Source organism: Luteimicrobium sp. NPDC057192 (assembly GCF_042670205.1).
In the GTDB taxonomy this organism is placed as follows: Bacteria; Actinomycetota; Actinomycetes; order Actinomycetales; family Cellulomonadaceae; genus Luteimicrobium.
In genome coordinates, this window is sequence record NZ_JBHUWD010000006.1 from 82,107 (window position 1) to 104,051 (window position 21,945).

Sequence of the window (21,945 nt, forward strand, 5' to 3'; positions counted from 1 at the left end):
CCCCGGGCAATCAGCTGCCGCGGTAGGTGGAGTAGCCGAACGGGCTGAGCAGGAGGGGGACGTGCAGGTGCGCGTCGTCCGGCCCGACGACAAAGGTCACCGCGACCTCGGGGAAGAACGCCCCGGCTCCGCCGTCCTCGTCGGCGGACTCGGCCAGGTATTCGGCGGTGTCGAACGTGAGCCGGTACGGGCCCGGTGCGAGCGTGGCCGGCCCGAGGGTGCGGACCCGGCCGTCGTCGTCGGTCACGCCCGAGCCGACCTCGCGTGGGCCGCCGTCGGCGAGCGCCTCGAGACGGACCGGCACCCCCGGCGCCGGGCGGCCCGACGCGGTGTCGAGCACGTGCGTGGTGACGAGGCTCGGGGCGAACGTCGCGCGCAGCCGCAGCGCCATGATCTCGCGCAGCTGCGCGGCGACGGTCGCGAGCTCGGCGTCGTCGTCGAGGTCCAGGCGGCGCTCGAGCTCGGCGAGGACCTCGGCTCGCGTGCGGCGCGCGGCGCGGATCAGGAAGACCCGGCCGAACCGCTGCTCGTACGCGCGGTTCCCCGCGGCCAGGCGCGCCGCGAGCTCGGCGTCGTCCGCGTCCGACGACGCCTGCTCGGCCTGCGAGAAGCGTGCCTCGGCCTCGCCGTGGGTCGCCGTCGGGCGCTCGCCGATGCGCGGGTGCGCCGCCAGGGCCTCGTCGACCTCGGCCTCGGTCAGTGGGGCCGCCGCGACGGTCGCCGCCTCGACGAGCGCGTCGACCGACGCGTAGGGAGCACCCGCGAGCACGTCGTCGGCCCAGCGGCGCACCGCGAGCACGGGCGGGAGCGCGTCCCGCAGGTCGTCCGCGGTGAGGGGGGCAGGCGGTCGGGTCACGAGCCCGCCTCCGAGGTCCGGGCGAGCTTCGCGACGGTCGCCGCGAAGGCGTCGAGCGCGACCGCGACGTCCGCCTCGGTGACGATCTCGTCGGGACTGTGGCTGACGCCGCCGTTCCCGTTGCGCACGAACAGCATGCCCACGGGCGCGACGCCCGCGACGACCATCGCGTCGTGGCCGGCGCGCGACCACAGGGTCGGCGGCTCGACGACGCCCGCCGCCCAGGCGCCCGCGCGGACGGCGTCCTGCAGCCAGGGGGCGCACGCGACGGCGTCGGCGCGGTAGGTCTCGGTCGCGTCGAACCGGAGCCCCCGGGCCGCCACGATCCGCTCGGCGGCCGCCGCGATCCGGTCCCACGCGGCGTCGCGCGCGGCGTCGTCCTCGGCGCGCAGGTCGAGGCTCAGCTCGACGAGCCCGGGGACCACGTTCACCCCGCCCGGGAAGGCCTGCAGTCGCCCGACGGTCGCGACGACGCCCGACGACCGGCCGACCCGCTCGACCTCGACGACGAGCTCCGCGGCCCCGACCAGGGCGTCGCGGCGCCGGTCGTAGGGGGTGCCGCCCGCGTGCCCCGCGTGCCCGGTGACGGTGAGCGCGAACCGCCGCGCGCCGGCGATCGAGGACACGACCGCGAGCGGCAGGTCGGCGTCCTCGAGGGCCGGGCCCTGCTCGATGTGGGCCTCGAGGTAAGCGAGCACCGATCCCGGTGCACGGGCGGCGTCACCGACCGTGGCCGGGTCGAGCCCGTACGCGCGGAACGCGTCGGCGAGCGCCACCCCGTCGGCGTCGGCGTAGGCCCACCAGTCCTCGACCCACGAGCCGGCGAGCGCCCGCGAGCCGCTGAGCGCGCTGCCGAACCGCGTGCCCTCCTCGTCCGAGAACGCGACGACCTCGAGCGCGAAGGGCAGCTCGCCGGGCGGGGTCCCTCGGGCGACCTCGATCGCGAGCAGCACTCCCAGCATGCCGTCGTACCGGCCCGCGTCGGGGACGGTGTCGAGGTGCGAGCCCAGGAGCACCGCGGGCAGACCAGGGCGCGCGCCCTCGATCCGCCCGCACACGTTCCCCGCGGCGTCCTCGTGGACGACGAGGCCTGCCCCCCGCATCCAGGCTCCGACGAGGTCGGCCGCTGCACGGTGCTCGGGCGTGAGGTGGGTGCGTTCGAGCGCGTCCGGGCGGGCGCTGAACGCCGCGAGCTCGTCGGCACGGGCCATGATCCGCGCGGCGGCGGCGGCAATGGCGGTGGTCGCCGCGTCCCGCGCCGCGGAGGTCGTCGTCATGCCGCCGCCTCGTAGTGCTCGAGCGCCGCGCCGACGCCGCCTCCCGCGGTGACCGGCACCCCGCCCGTGCGCAGCACGTGCTCGAGGGCGGCCAGCGTCGTGAGGACGGTGTCCCGCCGCGCGTTGTAGCCCATGACGCCGATCCGCCAGATCCGGCCGTGGAGCGGCCCGAACGACGTGCCGATCTCGATCGCGAAGTCCCGCAGGAGCGCGGCGCGCGCGGCCTCCCCGTCGATGCCGTCCGGGATCTCGACCCCGACGACGTTGTTCATCCGGTGCGCCTGGTCGCCGAACAGCGTGAGGCCCAGCCCGGTGAGCCCGGCCGTCATCGCGGCTCCGTGCAGGGCGTGCCGGGCGACCGCGGCGTCCATGCCCTCCTCGGCGAGCAGGCGCGCGCACTCGTGCGCCGCGTAGAGCATCGACGTCGCCTCGGTGTGGTGGTTGAGCCGCTCGGGGCCCCAGTACGCCAGGATCTGGCCCAGGTCGAGGTAGTTGGAGCGAATCCGGTCGCGCCCCGGCGGTGTGTCGTCGTCGGGGTGGTCGCGCAGCCCCGCCTCGACGCTCGTGCGGCGTCGGACCACCTCAGCGGCCCGGTCGGAGAGGCTGACCGGCGACGACCCCGCGGGCCCGCCGAGGCACTTCTGCAGGCCCGCGGTCGCGGCGTCGACGCCCCAGTCGTCCATCGCGAACGCGTTGCCCCCGAGCGAGGCCGTGACGTCCGTGTACAGGAGGGTGCCGCGCTCGCGGCAGACGGCGCCGATCTCCTCGAGCGGCTGCGCGACCGTCGTCGAGGTGTCGCCGTGGACCAGGGCGAGGAGGTGGGGCCGGGTCGCGTCGAGGGCCGCCACGAGCTCCGACGTCGGGAAGACCGTGCCCCACTCGCGCTCGACGACGTGCACCTCGGCGCCCGCACGCTCCGAGATCTCGCGCAGCAGGTGCCCGAAGCGGCCGAAGACCGGGACGAGCACGCGGTCGCCTGGCGACACCAGCGAGACGATCGCCGCCTCGATCCCCGCGCGCGAGGTGCCGTCGACCAGGAGGGTCGCGTCGTTCGTCGTTCGGAAGACGGTGCGGTAGAGCGCCTGCGTCTGCGCCATGTACCCGGTCATCACGGGGTCGTACTGCCCGACGAGCGCCGCTGACATGGCGCGCAGCACACGCGGGTCGGCGTCGATCGGGCCGGGTCCCATGAGGAGGCGGCGGGGAGGGTCGACGGCCTCGGGCGCCGCTGCGGGCGCTTCCGGGCGGGTGTCGAGGGTCGTCATGGTGCGGTCCTGTCGGGTCGGGCGGTCACGGGGTCTTCTCGGCGCGAGGCGCGCAGCGCCCCAGCGACCTGCTGCGCGAGGGCGAGCGTCGCGAGGTCGCCGTCGCGCATCCCGACGAACCCGAGGCCGACCGGTGCGCCGTCGACGCCCATCAGGGGTGCCGAGACCGAGGGGCGGCCGGTGATCCCCGCGAGGCACGTGAGCCGGAGCGTGGCCGTCCGGCTCGCCTCGACGACGCCCTCCGGGGCCGTGGCGTCCGGGGCGGGCGAGGACGCGGACGGGAGCAGGAGGACCCGGCCGTCGGCGTGCTCCTCGATGCGCTCGCGGGCCTCCGCGACGGCGCGGTCGGCGGCGGCCGCCTCGGCGGCCGTCACCTGCGACGCGGCCCTGAACCGCGCTGCGACCTCGGGGCCGAGCGCTCCCGGGTGCGCCGTCACCCACGGGCCGTGCTGCCGCCACGCCTCGTACGCCTGGGTGACCCGGAAGGCCTCGTACAGCTCGCCCAGGTCGCCGACGTCGACCGCGACCGGGTCGACGTCGAAGCCGGCGGCGGTCAGGGCCGCGACGGTCCGCCGGAACTCCTCGGCCACGGACCGGTCGAGGCCCGCCGACCAGAGGTCGACCACGGCCAGGCGCCCGGCCCCCGCGCGCTGCTGCGCGCCCGCGAGGCCGACGCAGGCGACGTCGAGCAGGGTCGCGGCGTCGCGCGCGAGCCAGCCCACGGTGTCGTAGCGCGGCGCGAGCGGGACCAGGCCCGCCCGGGAGACGGCGTCGTGCGTCGTCCGCAGGCCCCAAAGTCCCTGGTAGGACGCGGGCACCCGGATCGAGCCCGCGGTGTCGGTCCCGAGCCCGACGTCGGCCTGGCCGAGCGCGACAGCGGTGGCGGGCCCGCTCGACGAGCCGCCGGGCAGCCCGCCCGGGACCGCCGGGTTCACGGGCGTGCCGTAGTGCGGGTTGCGACCCGCGACGCTGTACGCGAGCTCGTCCGTGCGCGCGATCCCGACGACGTCCGCGCCCGCGTCGAGCAGCGCGCGGACCGCCGGTGCGTGGGCCGGCTCTGGCGAGCGCTCGGCGAGGAACGCGGGCACGCCGGCCCCCACCGCGTACCCGGCGACGGCGAAGAGGTCCTTGACCGCGACCGTCCGCCCGCGCAGCGGCCCGTCGGGCGCGCCCGCGACGAGCGGGGTGCCCGCGACCCGCCACACGGAGCCGTCGATCGCGGCCGGGGGAGTGTGGCTCACGTGGGCTGCGGCGACCTTCCAGCCGGCGGCCCCGCGCCGCCAGAGCTGGGTCTGCTGCCCGACGCCGCCCCCGTCGTTCCGGGTGACGGCGACGACGAGGGCCGCGTCGTCGGTGGCCCGCTGGACGTGCACCCGGCTGATCGTCCGGGCCGGGGCACCGCCCCGTGTCGCCCGGTACGCGGAGATCCGCTCGTGCCCGACGAGCAGGCCGGCGGCGTCACCGCGGAGCGTGCCCGGCCCGGGGGCGAACAACCGGTCGAGCGCCGCGAGGTCGTCGGACCCGAGCGCCGTCTCGTAGGCGCGGAACGCCTCGGGCAGCCCCTCAGGGGCGGGGTCGCCCGCGAACGTGGCCGGGACCGTCATGCCACGTCCGCGATCCGGATGCGCGCGTGCACGCCCTTGACCCGGTCGACGACCTGGGAGATGTCGAAGTCGGTCGCCGCGGAGAGGTAGGCGAGCGCGTGCGCGCGGTCGAAGCCGTAGCGGGCCGTGAGCAGCGCGATCGCGTGGCGCACGCACTGGCGCACCGCCTCGTCGAGGTCCTCGTCCAGGCCCGTCGGCACGAGGTGGGTCGGCGTCTCGACGAGCGGGCCGTCGAGGAACCCGAAGCGCTCCGCGGCGACCGCCGCGGGCACGACGTCGAAGCGCACCGTCGCGCGGAGCGAGCCTTCGACGGCAGTCAGCGCGACCTCGCCGTCACCCTGCGCGAAGTGAGGGTCGCCCACGTAGGCGAGCGCCCCCGGCACCTGCACCGGCAGGTGGAGGGCGGCGCCCGCGGTCAGCAGCCGGATGTCGATGTTGCCACCGTGCGGGCCGGGCGGGACGGAGTGGGCGCGGTCGGCCGTCGCCGTCGCGACTCCCATGATCCCGAGGAACGGGGCGCCCGGGAACGCGACGGTCCGCCCGCTCGCGCCCCGGGGCATGCGGAGCGTGTAGCCGTCCGGGCCGCCGCCCTCGAGCCGGGTGAACACGCTCACCGTGCCCGGCCGCTCGGGCAGCTCGCCGGGCAGGGCGCCGCGCCCGTGCCGGTTCGAGACGACGCCGTACGCGACGCGCGGGACGGTCTCGACCACGGTCATGGTCAGGACGTCGCCCGGCTCGGCCCCGCGCACGGCGATCGGACCGGTCACGACGTGCGGGCCGTCGTCGTCGGGGTCACGATCGAGGCGCGAGGCCGCGAGCGCGACGGCGTCCGCGAGGACGTCGTCCGCGTCGACACCGTGCGCCGCGAAGAACGCGAGCGGGTCACGGCCCTGGTCCTCGAGCAGACCTTCGTGGCTGACGGTGTCGATCGTGACCTCGGTGCCGCTGTCGACCGTCAGGACGGGCGCGTCGGCGGCGCACGGGAGCCGGCCCCACACGACGTGCCGGGGCTCCGCGCTCAGGTACACCGGTGCCCGGACGGGGCCCTTCCCCGGCTGCAGGGTCGCGACGCCGGCCACGGTCGCGTCGGCCGTCGTGGCGGCGCTCACGGCGTGACCGCCGCGGCCATCCGGTCCGCCATCTCCGCGCCCGGCGAGGCGTGCGAGCGTGCGGGTGGGCGGTAGGAGCGGAGGCGCTCGAGCGCGTCGTCGACCTGGTCCGCGACCACGAGCATGTCGACGTACCGGGGGTGCGTGAAGCCCCGGTCGCGCATGCCCGCGACGAACGCGAGCAGCGGGTCGAAGTAGCCGCCGACGTTGAGGACGCCGCAGGGCTTCTCGTGCAGCCCGAGCTGTGCCCAGGTCCACTGCTCCGTGAGCTCCTCGAGCGTCCCGGGCCCGCCGGGGAGGGCGAGGAAGCCGTCCGCGCGCTCGGACATGATCGTCTTGCGCTCGTGCATGCTGTCGACGAGGACGAGCTCGGTGAGGTCGTCGTGCACCGCCTCGCGCGCCTGCAGCGCGGCCGGGATCACCCCGGTGACGTGTGCACCCGCCCGGAGCGCGGCGTCCGCGACGGCACCCATGAGGCCGACGTGGCCACCGCCGTAGACGAGGTCCATGCCGTGCCGGGCGAGCGCGTGCCCGACCTCGACCGCGGCCGCCCGGTAGAGGGGGTCGTGGCCGGGCGCGGAGCCGCAGAACACCGTGAGCGTGAAGCGTGCGGGGTCGGTCATCGGGCCTTCTCTCGGGTCGGGAGGGCAGGTCGCCGCTCAGACGGCCAGGGTCAGCGTGGGGGTCTGCGAGCGCGAGCAGCAGACGTTGACCTGCGCGTTCGCGGCGTGCTCGTCGACGGTCTGGACCTCGTCGCGATGGTCGGGGACGCCGTCCACGACGCCCGTGAGGCACGAGCCGCAGATGCCCTGCTCGCACGACAGGACGACGTCGTACCCGTGGCGCCGCAGCACCTCGGCGATCGTCTCGTCCCCGGCGACCGCCATCGCGGTGCCCGTGGACGCGGCCACGACCGTGAACGCGTCGCCGCCCGTCTCCACCGGCGCGGACCGCTCGAAGTGCTCGACGTGCACGTCGGCCCGGGGCCACTCGAGCGCGGACGCGCAGGCGGTCGCCGACGCGGTGAGGCCGAGCGGGCCGCACACGTAGAGCGCGAGCCCGGGGCGCGGCCTCGGGACGACGGCAGGGGCCTTGCCGCGGAAGCTGTCGCCGGCGGAGCTGAAGTGCGTGACGACGCGGTCGCGCCACGGGCGCGAGGCGAGGTGTGCGCCGAGCGGCAGCGTCCCGGCCGACCAGGTGAACACGTGCAGCTCGAACGACCGACCCTCGCGGTGCAGGCGTTCCGCCATCGCGACGAGCGGCGTCAGCCCGATCCCGCCCGCGACGAGGACGCTGTGCTCGGCCTCCGGGTCGAGCCCGAACGTGTTGCGCGGCACCGAGACCTGCAGCCGGTCGCCCGACCGCACCGTGTCGTGGACCGCCGCCGAGCCGCCGCGCCCCGCACGCTCGCGCAGGACGCCCACGACGTACCGGCCGGCGTCGTCGTCGCTGCCGAGCAGCGAGTACTGCCGGACGAACCCGCCCACGTGCAGGTCGACGTGCGCGCCGGCCTCGAACGGCGGCAACGGGTGCGGGCCCGCCGGGAGCAGCTCGACGAGCACGACGCGCTCGCCGTCCGGAGTGATGCGCCCGACGACGACGTCCACGAGCTCCCCGGCGCTCATGCCGTGAAGAACGCGCTCAGAGCCACGTCGCGCAGCGCGCGACGGTAGGCGATCGACGACCGGTCGGCGGGGATGTGCACCTCGAGCTTCGGGTCGAGCGGCAGGTTCTCGGGCTTCTGGTTCTCGACCATCGCCCTGTCCTCCTCGAAGACCTGGCGGTTGAAGTCGTAGACGTCCTGGACCGGGCCGTCGGTGTCGAAGTTGCGGCACCGCGCGTCGAACAGCCGGGTCCTGCGCGCCGACACCGGCGAGGCGGCGTTCATCATGCTCAGCCGCGCGCCCTCGGGGAAGTGCACGACGAGGCTCGCCGTGAAGGGCACGTGGAGGCGATAGTGCCGGAGCCAGAGGAAGCCGTCCGGGATGTCGGCCTCGACCCCGAGCGGCACGTTGCCCATGCTCGACCAGTACTCGGTCTCGAACCCGTCCGCGGTCACGACGGGCGTGTAGTCCGGCACGACCGGGTTCGAGGAGTCAGCGAACGACTTCTCGTGCACGAAGGCGAAGTGCGCGACGTCGAGGAACCCCTCCACCTGGCGACCGGCGAACGCCTCGATGTCGATCCACGGGCAGTTGATCTGCTGGAACCCGGCGTCGTCCCAGTGCGGGACAGGAGGGATGTCCGGCTCGTCGCCGGGCGCGGCCGCGAGGCACGCCCACACGAGCCCGTAGCGCTCGACGGCGCCGTAGGAGCGCAGGTGCATCCGTTCCGGGATCTTGTCGTCCGGGTGGGCGGGGATCGACGTGCACCGGCCGGCGGCCCCGAAACGCAGGCCGTGGTACGGGCACTTGATGCCCTTGCCGTCGCGCTGGTCCTCGCCGAGGCTCAGCATCATGCCGCGGTGCGTGCACAGGTTGTCGGCGACGACGACCTCGCCGTCGAAGCGGTAGACGACGAGCGGCACGTCGAGAAGGGTCGCGCCGAGCGGGCCCTCGGTGACCTCGTCGCTCTTCGCGACCGGGTACCAGAACCGGGTCAGGACCCGCCAGTCGTCCGCGTCGAACGTGAGGTTGCGGGGCATGGGCAGCGGGGGGCGGGCGTCGACGGCGGCGGGTGCGTCGGGGGTCAGCAAGGACACGGGGGCTCCTTCGGGCAGGGGAGACGAGCGAGCGGAGACGGTGGCGACCGCACGACGGCGGGCGGTGGCTCAGACGCTCGGATGCCCGTGGGCAATGGCGCCGCGGTTCCAGCAGGACGGGCGGTGCGAGGGATTCATGCGGGCTCGCCTCCTCGTCCGGGAACTCTTCGGCACCTCTCGACGGCGACGCTAACGACCGCCTGTTTCAGTGTCGTTACGGTGCGGAGTCCGCGGTGGGACAGGGTGTTCGGAGCGGGATGCGAGACCCCACCTGGAAGGCGGGCGCCCGGCGGAGCAGCGAACTGCAGGCCCGTGCTCGGCTCGCACGATCGACAGCGCCCCACACCGCTGCCACCATGGCGACGTGCTGAGTCCCGCCGCGATTCGAGACGCCCTCGCGGCGGGCGTGATCGCCGCGCGCGCCGACGATCGTGAGGCCCTCGAACAGCTCGAGGGGTGGCTGACCGACGTGTCGGCCGCCGAGTTCCTGCGGATCGACGGGGAGGCGCGGTTGGCATACGAGTCGGTGCTGGGGCCCGCGTCGGCATGGTCCGAGAAGAGTCTCGCGGGCATGCCCGAGGTCGCCGTGGTGATCGCGAGCATGCATCCAAGCGGATACGTACGCGAGCGTGCGGTCTCGCGGCTCGACTTCTACCGCTCGCCCTTGGCGCATCGTGCGCTCGCCGCGCGGGTCGACGATCACGTGGGAGCCGTGCGTGAACCAGCGGTGCGCGCCGTGCTCGGCCGGACGGCTCTCAGTCAGGCGGCCGACCTCGTCCCGATCCTCTGGGCGCTCAGCGGTCGCGTTCGCGGCGGCGATGTCGTCGAGCCCTACCTGTCCGCCCTCGTCCACGAGCACGGCGAGGAGGTCGTCTGGCGCACGCTTCGTGCCTCCAACGATCGAGCGGTGCACCGTCACGCGTTCCGGCACAGTGCCAGCGTCGGGCTCCTGACCGTCGAGGAGGCGGCGCGCGACCTGCCACGCGAGCGTGACCAGGTCGTGCGGAGGACCCTGACGCACGTGATCGCGGACAGCGGGTCGCCGGAGGTCGTCGCGTCCGCGCTCCTGCGGGCCGGTACTGCCGAGAGTCGTGCCCTCGGGTTGGTTCGCCTGACCGCCGGCCAGGTCCCGGACCGGGACGCGCGGCGTCTCCTGACCGACTCTTCCCTCCTGGTGCGGCTCTGGGCCCGCGCCCGCTGGTCGGAGAAGGGTCGGAACCCCGAGGCCACGTATCGCGAGATCGTCAGCGACGCCGTGAGCCCGGTCATCCGAGCGCGCGCCTACCGCGGCATCGTCGAGAGCGGTGGCGTGCTGGACCATGGGGCTCTGCTCAGCCTTGTCCGCTCACCGGAGCCTGCGCTCTGCCGAGCGGGTCTGGAGCTGCTCGTCGGCCACGTCGTCCCCGCGGACGCGCCGCTGCTGGCGCGCCTCGTCGAGTACGGCTCCTCCGGCGTGGCGCGACGTGCGGCCGATGCGCTCACCACGTTGCCACCGCGAGCGGTCGACGCGGCCGTGCGGGGCCTGCTCACGTCCCACGATCCGGAGACGCGTCGTCGCGCGTGGCATCTGCTGCGACGTGTGGGTGACGCCTGGGACCGGACGCTCGCCGACCTCGAGATGACCTTCGACGACGACGAGTCCAATGCCGAGGGCGCACGTGAGGTCGTTCGGGCTCCGGTGTCCGGGAACCCGAGCAAGGAGCAGCGCGCACGAGTCGAACGGCTTCTTGCGGGCGCACCGGGCCAGTTCCGCGGCATCGCGTTCGCGGCGGGACTCCCGGTCGCAGAGCCACTGACCACGCCGGCCGTCGCGCCCGTCGGGGCACCCCCAGGTGTCCTTCACCGCGCGGTGCGCTGGGTGGCGAGGCGGCGCCGAGATTGAGCCGACGCAGCCGCGACGCGACAGTGGGCCCCGTGGGGCTCGAACCCACAACCTACGGATTAAAAGTCCGCAGCTCTGCCAATTGAGCTAGAGGCCCGGGCGCGGACGGACCGCGACCCGCCGCGAGTCTACGCGGCGGCCTGCCTCCGTCGTCGGGCGCCCCGGGGCGCGGTGCGCGCGGACCCTACGCGACGTCTGCGCGACCGCGCACGCGGCGTCCCGCTCAGCGGGAAGATCGGGCCAAACCGCCCCGAAGCGCTTGCTGGGCCAGGCCGCCGGATGCTCGGGTGGAGGTGTCAGCGCGGCCCGCCCCCCACGGGGGTCACCGCCTCACCGGATACGAGAGGAGCACCCCATGCTCACCCTGACCGAGAACGCCCGGACCGCCGTCGTCGGACTCGCCTCCCAGGCCGGGGTCGGACCGGACGGTGGGCTGCGCATCGCCGAGTCGCAGAGCGTCGCCGGCAGCCTCGAGCTCGCCGTCGTCCCCGCTCCTCAGGCGGACGACCAGGTCGTCGTCGAGGACGACGCCCGCGTGTTCGTCGAGGCGGCGACCGCTCCGGCGCTCGACCAGCTGACCCTCGACACCGACCCGGCGGCGTCCGGGACCGCGTTCGTGCTCGCGCCTCAGCCCTGAGCGAGGACGAGCATCGCGCCCGGGTCGTGACCGGGTGCTGCGAAGGCCCGACGGTGGTGCGCCGTCGGGCCTTCGCACGTCCGGAGCCGGACGGCGCTCAGCGGGGCGAGAGGCTCACGGCCACAGGAGGCTCCCGCCGAGGACGGCGCAGCCCGCCGTGACCAGCCCGAACACGATCACCCACAGGATCCCGGGCACGCCCGTGAGGCGGGCCAGCAGGTCGGCGTCGGACGACCGGGCCCGGCCCCGCGACCGGTCGGCCTGCAGCTCCACGACGGGCCGGACGGCGCCGAGCAGCAGGAACCAGCTGAGCGTCCAGGCGATCCCGACCTGCCACCGGGCGTCGAGCCACCAGGTCACCACGAACAGGAGCGCGCCCGTCACGAGGACGGACCACAGCCCGTACCAGTTCCGGATCTGCAGCAGCAGGAGCGTCAGCGCGACGAGCACGAGCCACAGCACGCCGACGCCGTACCCGCGACTCGTGAGCCACGCCGCGCCGAGTCCGAGCACGCCCGGCCCGACGTACCCGGCGAAGCCCGTCGCGACCATGCCGAACCCGCGCGTCCGGCCCTTCGAGACGGTGAGCCCGGACGTGTCGGAGTGCAGCCGGATTCCCGCGAGACGCCGTCCGCACAGCACCGCGACCAGACCGTGCGCACCCTCGTGCGCGATCGTGATGACGTTCCGCGTGACCCGCCAGACGGGGGTGACGAGCACGACGAGCGCCGCGACGGCGGCCGCGGTGAACGCGACCCGGGCGTCGGGGGGCGGGGCGGCGGTGGTGGCGCGATGCCAGATGTCGGAGAGGACGTCGGTCACGGCGCCCATCGAACCATGCCCCGCGGTGGCCGCCCTGTGCCCCGCGGGGGCGTCCGTCGTCGGCGCGACGGAATGCTCCGGGCCGCCCGGAGGTTGCCCCGAGCATGACCGACCCCGCGCTCCGGCTGTCCGTGCTCGACCTCGTCCCCGTCCGGTCGGACCAGTCGACGGGCGACGCGCTCGCCGCCACGCTGGCGCTGGCCCGGACCGCCGACGACCTCGGCTTCACCCGCTACTGGCTGGCCGAGCACCACAATATGCGCGCCGTCGCCGCCACCAACCCGCCGGTGCTCATGGCGCTCGTCGGATCGGCGACCTCGCGGATCCGGGTCGGCTCGGGCGGCGTCATGCTGCCCAATCACGCGGCGCTCGTCGTCGCCGAGCAGCTCGCGCTCCTCGAGGCGGCGTTCCCCGGGCGCGTCGACCTCGGCATCGGCCGCGCCCCCGGCAGCGACCCTGTGACGAGCCACCTGCTGCGCCGCGGCGTGCGCGACGACGTGGACGCCTTCCCCGACGACGTCGCGACCCTCGCCGGACTGCTCTCGCCGGGTGGGGTGTCGCTCGCGCTCGGGGCGCAGCGCTACGACTTGGCAGCCACCCCGAAGGCCACGACCGAGCCCACGATCTGGCTCCTCGGCTCGTCGATGTACTCCGCGCAGCTCGCCGCGGCCAACGGGATGCCCTACGTGTTCGCGAACCACTTCGGGGGCGGCGGCACGCTCGAGGCGCTCGCGGCCTACCGGTCCCAGTTCCGCCCGTCGGAGCGGCTCGCGGAGCCTCGGACGATCGGCGTCGTGAACGCGGTCGTCGCGGAGACCGCGGAGGAGGCGCGGCGGCTCGTGCTCCCGCAGGCGCGCAGCATGTGGCGGCTGCGGACCGGCGGCCCGCTCGCCCCGCAGGAACTCGTCGAGGACGCCGAGGCGGCCCCGCTGCCGGCAGCCGACCAGGCCGCCGCCGAGCGGCTCGCGCAGACGTGGATCGTCGGCTCGCCCGACGACGCGGCCGCGCAGGTGAAGGCCGTCGCGGCCGAGCTGCGCGCCGACGAGATCATGGTCGCCCCGGTCGCCGGGGCCCACGCCGGGACGGATGCGACGTCGTCGCCGGCCCGCGAGGAGACCCTGCGGCTGCTCGCGTCGGCCCTGTTCTGAGGAGTTCCCAGGTCCGTGTGGGACACTAGAGACCAGGCAGCGCGACTCCCGCGCGCCTGACGTCGTGGAGATTCCCCCGAGACCCTCGCGCGGCGACCACGACCTACCCAACCCGTCCGGCCGGACCACCGGCCGACGAGGACGCGTGCGCGCGGCCCGTCGGCGGTCCCGTGCGCCGGGCGCGAGAGGCCTCTCATGACATCCCGTTTCAGCGACTTCGCCCTGCCCGCCGCCGTCGTGCGCGCGCTGGCCGACCAGGGCATCGAGTCCCCGTTCCCCATCCAGACGGCGACCCTGCCGGACACGCTCGCCGGGCGCGACGTGCTCGGCCGCGGCCGCACCGGCTCCGGCAAGACGCTCGCGTTCTCCCTGCCGGTCGTGACGCGCCTCGCCGCGTCGGGCGCCCGTCGCCAGGCGCGCCGCCCGCGCGCGCTCGTGCTCGCCCCGACCCGTGAGCTCGCGAACCAGATCGACGCGACCCTCGCGCCCCTCGCGAACGCGCTCGGGCTGCGCACCACGACCGTCTTCGGCGGCGTCGGGCAGGGCAAGCAGGTCGCCGCGCTCGACGCAGGCGTCGACGTGCTCGTCGCGTGCCCCGGCCGCCTCGAGGACCTCCTCAACCAGCGGCTCCTCACGCTCGACGGCATCGAGATCACGGTCCTTGACGAGGCCGACCACATGGCCGACCTCGGCTTCCTGCCGGGCGTGAAGCGGATCATGGACCGCACCCCCAAGCAGGGCCAGCGCCTTCTGTTCTCCGCGACCCTCGACAACGGCGTGGACAAGATCGTCCAGCGCTACCTGCACGAGCCGGTCACGCACGCCGTCGACCCGGCCGCCGCCCCGGTCGCCGAGATGACGCACCACGTCCTTCTCCTCGCGGACGCGGGCGTGAAGAAGCAGCTCGTCCACGACCTGGCGTCCGGCACGGGCCGTCGCGTGCTGTTCATGCGCACCAAGCACCAGGCCAAGAAGCTCGCCAAGCAGCTCACCGCCGACGGCGTCCCCGCCGTCGAGCTGCACGGGAACCTTGGCCAGGGCGCGCGCGAGCGCAACCTCGAGGCGTTCACGTCGGGCGCGGTCAAGGTTCTCGTCGCGACCGACATCGCGGCGCGCGGGATCCACGTCGACGAGGTCGAGCTCGTCGTGCACGTCGACCCGCCCGCCGAGCACAAGGCGTACCTGCACCGGTCCGGCCGGACCGCGCGCGCCGGCTCGGGCGGCGACGTCGTGACCCTCGTCCTCCCGGAGCAGACCGGCGACGTCAAGGACCTGCTGCGCAAGGCGCGGATCACGGCGACGCCCCGACGCACGGGCGTCGGCGACCCGCAGGTCGAGGCGCTCGTCGGTGAGCGCGCCGCGTACGTGGCGCCTGCAGCCCCGGCTGCGCCGCAGCAGCGCGGCGGCGGTGCGAAGGCTTCGGCCGGCACGGCGCCTTCGGGCGGGAGCTCGTCCGGGCGGCGTCGCCGGGGCCGCGGCGGGTCCGGAGCGGCAGGCGGCGGCCAGCAGCAGGCCGCGCGCGGCGCCCAGGGCGGTCAGCGCTCCCAGGGCCAGCGCCAGGCGGCGCAGCCCGCCCAGGCACAGCGGCAGACGGCGCAGCCCGCGGGAACCCGGGGCGGCGCCGGACGCGCGGCGAACGGCTCGCAGGCCGGTGGCTCGGCCGCCGGTGCCGGTCGTCGCCGGGGCGGTCGCGGCCGCGCCCAGCGCGGTGCCGGCAGCCCGGCGGTCTACTCCACGTCCACCCCGCGCTGACCCGGCGGCGCCTCGCGACGCCCGCGAGATGCCGAGAGACGGCCGAGACACCGAGCTTGCAACGGTGTCCCGGCCGTCTCTCGGTTTCTCGGCGTGGGTGGAACAGTCCGGCCCGGCCTAGGGTTGGACCAGCCGGAGGTGCCTGATGTCCCTGAACAACCTGTTCTCCCAGCCCGGCCCCGCGAACGGCTACGAGGTCACGAAGACCGACGCCGAGTGGAAGGCCGAGCTCGACCCCCAGGAGTACGCCGTGCTGCGGCACGCCGCGACCGAGCGTCCCTGGACGGGCGAGCTCCTCGACGAGAAGCGCACCGGCGTCTACCGGTGTCGGGCGTGCGGCCAGGAGCTCTTCCGCTCCGACACCAAGTTCGACTCGCACTGCGGGTGGCCGAGCTTCTTCAAGCCGCAGGACTCGGACGCGGTCGAGCTGATCGAGGACCGCACGCACGGCATGGTGCGCACCGAGGTGCGTTGCGCGCGCTGCGGCTCGCACCTGGGCCACGTCTTCGACGACGCGCCCCAGACCCCGACCGGCGACCGCTACTGCATGAACTCCGTGTCGCTGAGCTTCGCGCCGGCCGGGGAGTGACCCGCTAGTCGGCGGCCCGGCCGCGGACCGCGTCGACGCTCGCGCTGTAGCGGGCGAGCAGGTCCGCGAGGGCGGAGACGTCGTCGTCGGGCCAGTCGGCGAACACCTGGCCGAGGTAGTCGAGGCGTGCGGTGCGGGCGGCCTCGACGTGCGCGTGACCGGACTCGGTTGCGGTCAGGAGCTGGCCGCGGTTGTCCTCCGGGTCGACCGCGCGGTGGATGAGGCCGAGCTCGTCGAGGCGGCTGAGCTGGCGCGAGATGGTGGCCCGGCCGATGCCGAACCGGCGGGCGAGCTCGGTGGCGTGGACGCCCGGCTCGGCCGAGATGATCGCGAGGAGCGGGTAGGCGCTCGCGTCGAGGTCGGGGTGGATGCGTCGCGCGAGCTCGGCCTGGGCTGCTGCGGCGCGCCGGAGCACGATCCGGAGCTCCTGCTCGACACGGTTGAGGGACGCGGGGGCCTCGGTGCCCACGGTCGCGGCCGGGCTGGGACCGGCGGTGCTGCCAGTAGTCATGCGGACCATTGTGACGGCAACGGGGCGGCTCCCACCACAGTGGGAGCCGCCCCGTTCGTGTGCGTGTCCTGTGCGTCAGCCCTGGCCGGCGCTCTGCACGCGGTCGGCGGGCCGCTCGCCGGTCTCCTCCGAGCTCACGGGCGCGACCACGGACATGGCGGTGTCGAGCTCCGCGCGCTGCTCGGCCTGCGCGGGCGTCAGGTCGCCGGCGCCGGCAGCCTCCTCCTGGAGGAGCTCCACGCCGGACTTGGTGCCGAGCGGGATCTCCTTGAGGAACAGGCAGGCGATCGCGGCGATCAGGGCCAGCGGTGCGGCGATCAGGAAGATCTCGGCGACCCCGTCGCCGTAGGCCTTCTCGACGACCGTCGCCACCGGGGCGGGGAGCTGGCTGATCTCGGGCAGGGCACCGCCCGACCCCATCGAGTCGATGCCGAGGTGGGCGAGGCCCGCGGCGATCGAGTCCGTCACCTTGGTGTTGAGGACGGCACCCAGGACGGACACGCCGATCGCGCCGCCGAGCGTGCGGAAGAAGGCGACCGTCGCGGTCCCGGATCCGATCTCGTGGACGTCCAGCGTGTTCTGGACGGCGAGAACCAGGTTCTGCATGAGCATGCCGGTCCCGACGCCCACGACGAACAGGAACACGCTGAGCGTCACGAAGCTCGTCTGGTAGTCGATCGTGGACATGAGGAGGAGGCCGCCCGTGAGGAGCACGCCGCCCGTGACCATGAAGTACTTGTAGCGGCCGGTCCTCGCGATCAGGTTCCCGATCACGATCGACGCGAGGAACGTCCCGACGACCATCGGGATGGTCAGGAGGCCGGACTCGGTCGGGGTCTTGCCCTTGGCGATCTGGATGTACTGGCTCAGGAAGACGCTCGAGCCGAACATCGCGACGCCGACCGCGATGCTCGCGACGACCGCGAGCACGAACGTGCTGTTCTTGAACAGGTGCAGCGGGATGATCGCGTCGAGCTTCTCGTGCTTCTCGACGAGGAGCGCCGCGACGAGCGCGACGACGGCGCCGCCGACCATCGCGAACGTCTGCCACGAGATCCAGTCGAAGTTGGTGCCGGCGAACGTCACCCAGAGGAGGAGGAGCGCCACGCCCACGGAGATGAGGGCCGCGCCCCAGTAGTCGATCTTCGCGTCGCCCTTGCTGCGCTTGGGCAGGTGCAGCGTCTTCTGCAGGACGGCGATCGCGGCGATCGCGAACGGCAGGCCGACGAAGAAGTTGTAGCGCCACCCGATCGAGTCGGTGAGCGTGCCGCCGAGGATCGGGCCGCCGACCATCGAGATGGCCATGACGCCGCCCATGAGGCCCATGTACTTGCCGCGCTCGCGCGGGGAGACGATGTCGGCGATGAGGACGGTGCCCAGTGCGGTCAGACCGCCGGCGCCGATGCCCTGGAAGGCGCGGAAGGCGATGAGCTCGCCGACGCCCTGGGACAGGCCCGCCGCGGCGGACGACAGCACGGTGATGATCAGCGCGAGCTGGATGAGCAGCTTGCGGTTGGTCATGTCGGCGAGCTTGCCCCAGATGGGGGTGGTGATCGTCGTGGTGAGGAGGGTCGCCGTGACGACCCAGGTGTAGGAGCTCCCCGAGCCGTGGAGCTCGGAGACGATCTTGGGGAGGGACGACGAGACGACGGAGGTCGCGAGGAGCGCGACGAACATCCCGAGGAGGATGCCCGACATCGCCTCGAGCGTCTCGCGCCGGGACATGGCGGGCTTGTCGGAGTGCCGCCCGGTCGTCGAGGGTGAACCCTGCGAGACCGCGGCTTCGGTGGTGGTGGTCATGCGGTGGTGCTCTTTCCGGTCGCACGGTGGTCAGGGGTGTCGTGGTGCCGGACGACGCTGTCCGCGATCTTGCGAAGCTGCAGGACGGCGTCCTGCAGCTCGTCCGGGGACCAGTCCCCGAAGACGTCTCGGGCGCGCTCGCGCCAGGCGCCGAACGCCTCGGCGGCGAGGTCGCGCCCGCTGTCGGTGAGGGCGAGCGTGCGCGCCCTGCGGTCGTCTTCGCCGACCTCGCGGACGACGTACCCGTCGCGGACGAGGGCGCCGACCTGGCGGCTCGCGACGGAGACGTCGATGCGCATCACGTGGGCGAGGTCGCCGATCTGCAGCGGGACCTCGTTCTTCTCGAGGATCCGAAGGACGGCGAGGCTCGACCGGGCGCAGCCCAGCTCGCGGGCCGTCGCGGTCGCGGACTCGCGCTGGGCGCGGCCGAGGTCTTCGAGCGCGCTCACGAGGCCGTCGACGGTCGCCGCGTCCGCGCCGAGCCCGGGGATGCCACGGCGCGCGTGGAGGGTGGGTGCCACGGCGGGGGCCGGTGCGTCCGACGGCGCCGTGGGGGTGAGGGTGGTCATGCTGCCTGCCTGTTCTCCGGACCGGCGGGGTGCCCTCCGGAACATTTGCTCTTAGCAATCATACGACGCTTGCTTGCGTCAAGCAACTAGAAGTTGCTGTGCTGCCGCGGTGGGATCTCCGGGGTGGCCCCGCGTGCGAGGCTGAAGACATGACACCGCCCCCCGACGAGCGATCCCGGCGACCCCGGCGGCCCGCGATGCTCGACCCGCGCGACGCCGACGAGATCCCCGGCGACCTCGACCCCGCCCTCCGGGACCAGGTCGCGCACACCACGGCCGGCGCGCTCGTCCGGGGCGCCCGCGAGACCGAGGACCCCGCCGTCGTCGACCGCCTGGTGCGGCTCGTCGAGCGCGAGGGCCTCGACGTCGTCGCCGGGCTCTGGTCCGACGCCGCGCCCGCGAGCCTGCCCGGTGCCCTCTGGCGGCTCTACGCGCTGCGCGAGTGGGTCCGCCGCGACGGCGAGGTCGTCGCGCTGCGCTACCGGCTCGGCGTGCATGCGGCACCCGTCGCGGAGGTCGTGGCCGGCGTCGCGAGCCCGCCCGGGCCCGACGAGGTGCGTCGCGTCGCCGACGACGTCCTCTCCGGCGTCTACACCGGCGACCTCGCCGTCGCGCTCGAGCGCGCGGCCGCGTTCTGTCGCATCCTCGCCATCGGCGCCACGCACGACGCCGACTCCCGTGACGACATCGACGCCGACTGGGCGCAGCGCCTCACGCGAGGGGCGGCGTCGCTCCAGCGGACCGCCGAGGAGCTCGAGCACGCGGCGTCCCTCTGGCGTCAGGGCAAGCTCGACTGAGGGGTGTTGGGGGCTCGTCCGGACGCCTCCGCAGGTCAGCGCGCGGAGGGGCGTGACGTCGTCGGGCACGGGCGCGCGACCCGTAGAATGGAGGCGCGACACCGGGTCGCGGTAGCCCCGGGCTCCACACTCAGCCGCTACGAGCGGCCTTCGCGCCGACAGGCGCTCTGCGGCCCGGTGTCGTCTCACCAGCACACGACACGCCACGGTTACAAGGCGCCCCGACCGCTCCGTTACATTGGAACCGTCCTGCGGGGCCACGACACGCGCGTAGCCCCTCGCACCCCCCTCCGGAGCCCACCGTGCCCCTGCGCCTGACGCCGCGCGACACCACGTTCTTCGACCTGCTGACCGAGCTCGCCAAGCACCTCGTGACGGGGTCGAACCTGCTCGCCGAGATGCTCGGTGCCGACCGCCCCGAGCGCAAGGAGCTCGCCAAGCAGCTCAGCGAGGCCGAGCACGACGCCGACGAGTCGACGCACTCGATCATGCGTCGGCTCAACCAGACGTTCGTGACGCCGTTCGACCGCGACGACATCTACGAGCTGACCTCGTCGCTCGACGACTGCATGGACTACATGGAGGAGGCGGCGGACCTCATCGTCCTGTACCGGATCGGCGAGCTGCCCGCGCGGGTCTCCGACCAGGTCCAGGTGCTGCAGCGCGCCGCCGAGCTGACCGCCGAGGCGATGCCGCGCCTGCGGTCCATGAACGACCTCGCCGAGTACTGGGTCGAGGTCAACCGCCTCGAGAACCAGGCCGACAAGGCCCACCGCAAGCTCCTCGCGGAGCTGTTCGACAACGTGTCCGACCCGATCGAGCTCATGAAGCTCAAGGAGATCGTGGAGATCCTCGAGGCTGCGGCCGACGGTTTCGAGAAGGTGGCGAACACCGTCGAGACCATCGCGCTCAAGGAGTCCTGAGCCCCGGTGGAAGCGGCACTCGTCGTCGTCATCGTCGCGCTCGCCCTCGGGTTCGACTACACCAACGGCTTCCACGACGCGGCGAACGCGATCGCGACGTCCGTCTCGACGCGGGCCCTGACGCCCCGCGTCGCGCTGAGCATGGCCGCCGTCATGAACTTCGTCGGCGCGCTGCTCGGGACGGCCGTCGCCGAGACCATCGCCAAGTCGATCGTGGACCTCGGGGACGCGTCCAACAACCAGTCGTTGACCGTCATCCTGTGCGCGCTGATCGGCGCGACCTGCTGGAACCTCATCACCTGGTGGTTCGGCCTGCCGTCGTCGTCGACGCACGCGCTCATCGGCGGGCTCGTCGGTGCGGGCGTCGTCGGCGGCCTGGGGATCTACTGGAGCTCGGTCGTCGACAAGGTCGTCATCCCGATGGTCTTCTCGCCCGTGCTCGGCTTCTGCCTCGCGTTCGCGGTGATGCTCGGGGTGCTCTGGCTCTTCCGCAATGCGGCGCCGGCCAAGACGTTCCGCCGGTTCCGCCTGGCGCAGACCGTCTCGGCGTCCGCGATGGCCCTGGGGCACGGCCTCCAGGACGCGCAGAAGACCATGGGCGTCATCTACCTCGCGCTCCTCACGGTCGGCTGGGCCGACCCGAACGCGGGCATCCCGCTGTGGGTCAAGATCTGCGCCGCCGGTGCGATCTCGCTCGGGACGTACTCGGGCGGCTGGCGCATCATGCGCACCCTCGGCCGCAAGATCATCGAGGTCGACCCGGCCCGGGGGTTCGTCGCCGAGTCCGTGTCCGCGTCGATCCTGTACGTGAGCGCGTTCGCGCTGCACGCCCCGGTCTCGACGACCCACACGGTGTCGTCCGCGATCATGGGCGTGGGGGCGACCAAGCGGCTCAGCGCCGTGCGCTGGGGCGTCGCGAAGAACATCGTGCTCGCGTGGGTGCTGACGCTGCCCGCCGCCGCGGCCGTGGCCGCGCTGTTCTACGTCGTCCTGCACCCGTTCCTGACGTAGGGGCCTGGCAGAGCGGGTCGGCCAGGCCCGTGTACGGGGCCGCGCGCAGCCCGGCGGCGGCCTCGGGGCCGGCGGCCCGCCCTCGGTGCAGCTGACCCGCTCGACCCACCCCGCCCGCCTCAGCCCGCCGCCCCCACGGCGGCCACGAGGCGGCCGAGCGTCGCGTCGACGTCGCCCGGGGCGCTCACCACCCGGTGCGTCCCGGGCCGCGTCGCGACGAGGCCCTCCACGGCGTCGGCGAGGACCCGGAGGCGCTCCACGGTCGGCGGTCCGTCCTCGAGCGCCGACCACGGGTCCGCGTCGCCGCTGCCGCTGCCGCCGGAGCCGCTCGCACCGATCCGGTCGGCGAGGCGCGCCGCGAGCTCCTCGGGCGAGGCGGTCAGCACCACCTCCACGAAGCGGGCCCCCGCGGCGGTCGCGAGGCCGTCCAGCTCCTCGACGAGCTCGGGCCGGACGAGGAGCTGCGGCACGACGACGTCGCCGCCGGACGACAGCTGCGCCCATGCCGCCGCGACCGCGAGCCGGCGAGCCCGCTGACCGGCCGCGAGGACGTCGTCCTGCCAGGCGCCGAGCAACGCCCGGAGCCGGTCGATGTCGAGGACGAGCGAGAGCGGCCGCGTGTCAGCCCACCGGCGCGCGAGCGTCGACTTGCCGGTGCCGGGAGCGCCGTTGAGGAGCAGGAGCGTCGGCAC

Annotated in this window: 21 protein-coding genes and 1 tRNA gene; 8 read left to right on the forward strand and 14 right to left on the reverse strand. The window is 74.3% G+C overall.

The window, feature by feature from the left end; all coding sequences use genetic code 11:
• Positions 1-10: 10 nt before the first annotated feature.
• Genes uraD through ACFT5B_RS05080 form a run of 8 tightly spaced genes read right to left on the reverse strand, consistent with a single transcriptional unit; the run spans position 11 to position 8,812 of the window.
• Entirely contained in the window at positions 11-856 is an 846-nt protein-coding gene (gene uraD / locus ACFT5B_RS05045; RefSeq protein ID WP_386796884.1) for a 2-oxo-4-hydroxy-4-carboxy-5-ureidoimidazoline decarboxylase, read from the reverse strand.
• Entirely contained in the window at positions 853-2,133 is a 1,281-nt protein-coding gene (locus tag ACFT5B_RS05050; RefSeq protein ID WP_386796885.1) for an allantoate amidohydrolase, read from the reverse strand. The genes uraD and ACFT5B_RS05050 overlap by 4 nt, the downstream gene beginning before the upstream one ends.
• The gene (locus ACFT5B_RS05055; protein WP_386796886.1) at positions 2,130-3,398 is read right to left on the reverse strand and encodes a pyridoxal-phosphate-dependent aminotransferase family protein; all 1,269 of its coding nucleotides are present in this window, start codon (positions 3,396-3,398) and stop codon (positions 2,130-2,132) included. The genes ACFT5B_RS05050 and ACFT5B_RS05055 overlap by 4 nt, the downstream gene beginning before the upstream one ends.
• The gene (locus ACFT5B_RS05060) at positions 3,395-5,002 is read right to left on the reverse strand and encodes an AtzH-like domain-containing protein (protein WP_386796887.1); all 1,608 of its coding nucleotides are present in this window, start codon (positions 5,000-5,002) and stop codon (positions 3,395-3,397) included. The genes ACFT5B_RS05055 and ACFT5B_RS05060 overlap by 4 nt, the downstream gene beginning before the upstream one ends.
• On the reverse strand, positions 4,999-6,111 hold the full coding sequence (locus ACFT5B_RS05065; protein ID WP_386796888.1) for an acetamidase/formamidase family protein: 1,113 nt from the start codon (positions 6,109-6,111) through the stop codon (positions 4,999-5,001). The genes ACFT5B_RS05060 and ACFT5B_RS05065 overlap by 4 nt, the downstream gene beginning before the upstream one ends.
• Positions 6,108-6,734: a TIGR00730 family Rossman fold protein gene (locus ACFT5B_RS05070; protein ID WP_386796889.1), complete on the reverse strand. Its 627-nt coding sequence runs from the start codon at positions 6,732-6,734 to the stop codon at positions 6,108-6,110. The genes ACFT5B_RS05065 and ACFT5B_RS05070 overlap by 4 nt, the downstream gene beginning before the upstream one ends.
• Before the next feature lie 36 nt (positions 6,735-6,770).
• Positions 6,771-7,736, reverse strand: coding sequence for a PDR/VanB family oxidoreductase (locus tag ACFT5B_RS05075; RefSeq protein WP_386796890.1), 966 nt, complete (start codon positions 7,734-7,736; stop codon positions 6,771-6,773).
• Positions 7,733-8,812 carry an aromatic ring-hydroxylating dioxygenase subunit alpha gene (locus ACFT5B_RS05080; RefSeq protein ID WP_386796891.1) on the reverse strand — a complete coding sequence of 360 codons (1,080 nt, stop codon included), beginning with the start codon at positions 8,810-8,812 and terminating at the stop codon, positions 7,733-7,735. Before ACFT5B_RS05080 ends, ACFT5B_RS05075 begins: the two co-directional genes overlap by 4 nt.
• A gap of 364 nt (positions 8,813-9,176) precedes the next feature.
• Here ACFT5B_RS05080 and ACFT5B_RS05085 point away from each other — a divergent pair, with 364 nt between their 5' ends.
• Positions 9,177-10,694: a HEAT repeat domain-containing protein gene (locus tag ACFT5B_RS05085; RefSeq protein ID WP_386796892.1), complete on the forward strand. Its 1,518-nt coding sequence runs from the start codon at positions 9,177-9,179 to the stop codon at positions 10,692-10,694.
• Between the two features lie 24 nt (positions 10,695-10,718).
• Here ACFT5B_RS05085 and ACFT5B_RS05090 read toward each other — a convergent pair.
• A tRNA-Lys gene (locus ACFT5B_RS05090) sits at positions 10,719-10,791 on the reverse strand.
• A gap of 258 nt (positions 10,792-11,049) precedes the next feature.
• Between ACFT5B_RS05090 and ACFT5B_RS05095 the strand changes: the two genes are divergently transcribed.
• A complete protein-coding gene (locus ACFT5B_RS05095; RefSeq protein ID WP_386796893.1) occupies positions 11,050-11,331 on the forward strand; it encodes a Fe-S cluster assembly protein HesB in 282 nt (93 codons plus the stop codon).
• A gap of 114 nt (positions 11,332-11,445) precedes the next feature.
• On the opposite strand, the gene ACFT5B_RS05100 is transcribed toward ACFT5B_RS05095, so the two are convergent.
• Complete coding sequence (locus tag ACFT5B_RS05100; RefSeq protein WP_386796894.1) at positions 11,446-12,162, reverse strand: M50 family metallopeptidase; 717 nt, start codon at positions 12,160-12,162, stop codon at positions 11,446-11,448.
• A 95-nt stretch (positions 12,163-12,257) separates the two neighbouring features.
• Here ACFT5B_RS05100 and ACFT5B_RS05105 point away from each other — a divergent pair, with 95 nt between their 5' ends.
• From ACFT5B_RS05105 to msrB, 3 genes are all read left to right on the forward strand, one after another.
• Positions 12,258-13,301: an LLM class flavin-dependent oxidoreductase gene (locus tag ACFT5B_RS05105; RefSeq protein ID WP_386796895.1), complete on the forward strand. Its 1,044-nt coding sequence runs from the start codon at positions 12,258-12,260 to the stop codon at positions 13,299-13,301.
• A gap of 195 nt (positions 13,302-13,496) precedes the next feature.
• On the forward strand, positions 13,497-15,053 hold the full coding sequence (locus ACFT5B_RS05110; protein WP_386796896.1) for a DEAD/DEAH box helicase: 1,557 nt from the start codon (positions 13,497-13,499) through the stop codon (positions 15,051-15,053).
• A gap of 145 nt (positions 15,054-15,198) precedes the next feature.
• Positions 15,199-15,642, forward strand: coding sequence for a peptide-methionine (R)-S-oxide reductase MsrB (gene msrB / locus ACFT5B_RS05115; protein ID WP_386796897.1), 444 nt, complete (start codon positions 15,199-15,201; stop codon positions 15,640-15,642).
• Positions 15,643-15,646: 4 nt separating this feature from the next.
• Here the strand turns inward: msrB and ACFT5B_RS05120 are convergent, their stop codons facing one another.
• From ACFT5B_RS05120 to ACFT5B_RS05130, 3 genes are all read right to left on the reverse strand, one after another.
• Entirely contained in the window at positions 15,647-16,153 is a 507-nt protein-coding gene (locus ACFT5B_RS05120; protein ID WP_386796898.1) for a MarR family winged helix-turn-helix transcriptional regulator, read from the reverse strand.
• 75 nt (positions 16,154-16,228) lie between these two features.
• Entirely contained in the window at positions 16,229-17,953 is a 1,725-nt protein-coding gene (locus ACFT5B_RS05125) for an MDR family MFS transporter (RefSeq protein ID WP_386796899.1), read from the reverse strand.
• Entirely contained in the window at positions 17,950-18,522 is a 573-nt protein-coding gene (locus tag ACFT5B_RS05130) for a MarR family winged helix-turn-helix transcriptional regulator (RefSeq protein WP_386796900.1), read from the reverse strand. Before ACFT5B_RS05130 ends, ACFT5B_RS05125 begins: the two co-directional genes overlap by 4 nt.
• Positions 18,523-18,719: 197 nt before the next feature.
• Here ACFT5B_RS05130 and ACFT5B_RS05135 point away from each other — a divergent pair, with 197 nt between their 5' ends.
• The 3 genes from ACFT5B_RS05135 (at position 18,720) to ACFT5B_RS05145 (ending at position 21,253) form a co-directional block, all read left to right on the forward strand.
• Positions 18,720-19,319, forward strand: coding sequence for a hypothetical protein (locus ACFT5B_RS05135; protein ID WP_386796950.1), 600 nt, complete (start codon positions 18,720-18,722; stop codon positions 19,317-19,319).
• 302 nt (positions 19,320-19,621) lie between these two features.
• On the forward strand, positions 19,622-20,242 hold the full coding sequence (locus ACFT5B_RS05140; protein WP_386796901.1) for a DUF47 domain-containing protein: 621 nt from the start codon (positions 19,622-19,624) through the stop codon (positions 20,240-20,242).
• 6 nt (positions 20,243-20,248) lie between these two features.
• Positions 20,249-21,253, forward strand: a complete 1,005-nt coding sequence (locus tag ACFT5B_RS05145; RefSeq protein ID WP_386796902.1) for an anion permease — start codon at positions 20,249-20,251, stop codon at positions 21,251-21,253.
• A 119-nt stretch (positions 21,254-21,372) separates the two neighbouring features.
• Here ACFT5B_RS05145 and ACFT5B_RS05150 read toward each other — a convergent pair whose 3' ends face one another.
• Positions 21,373-21,945, reverse strand: coding sequence for an AAA family ATPase (locus ACFT5B_RS05150; protein ID WP_386796903.1), 573 nt, complete (start codon positions 21,943-21,945; stop codon positions 21,373-21,375).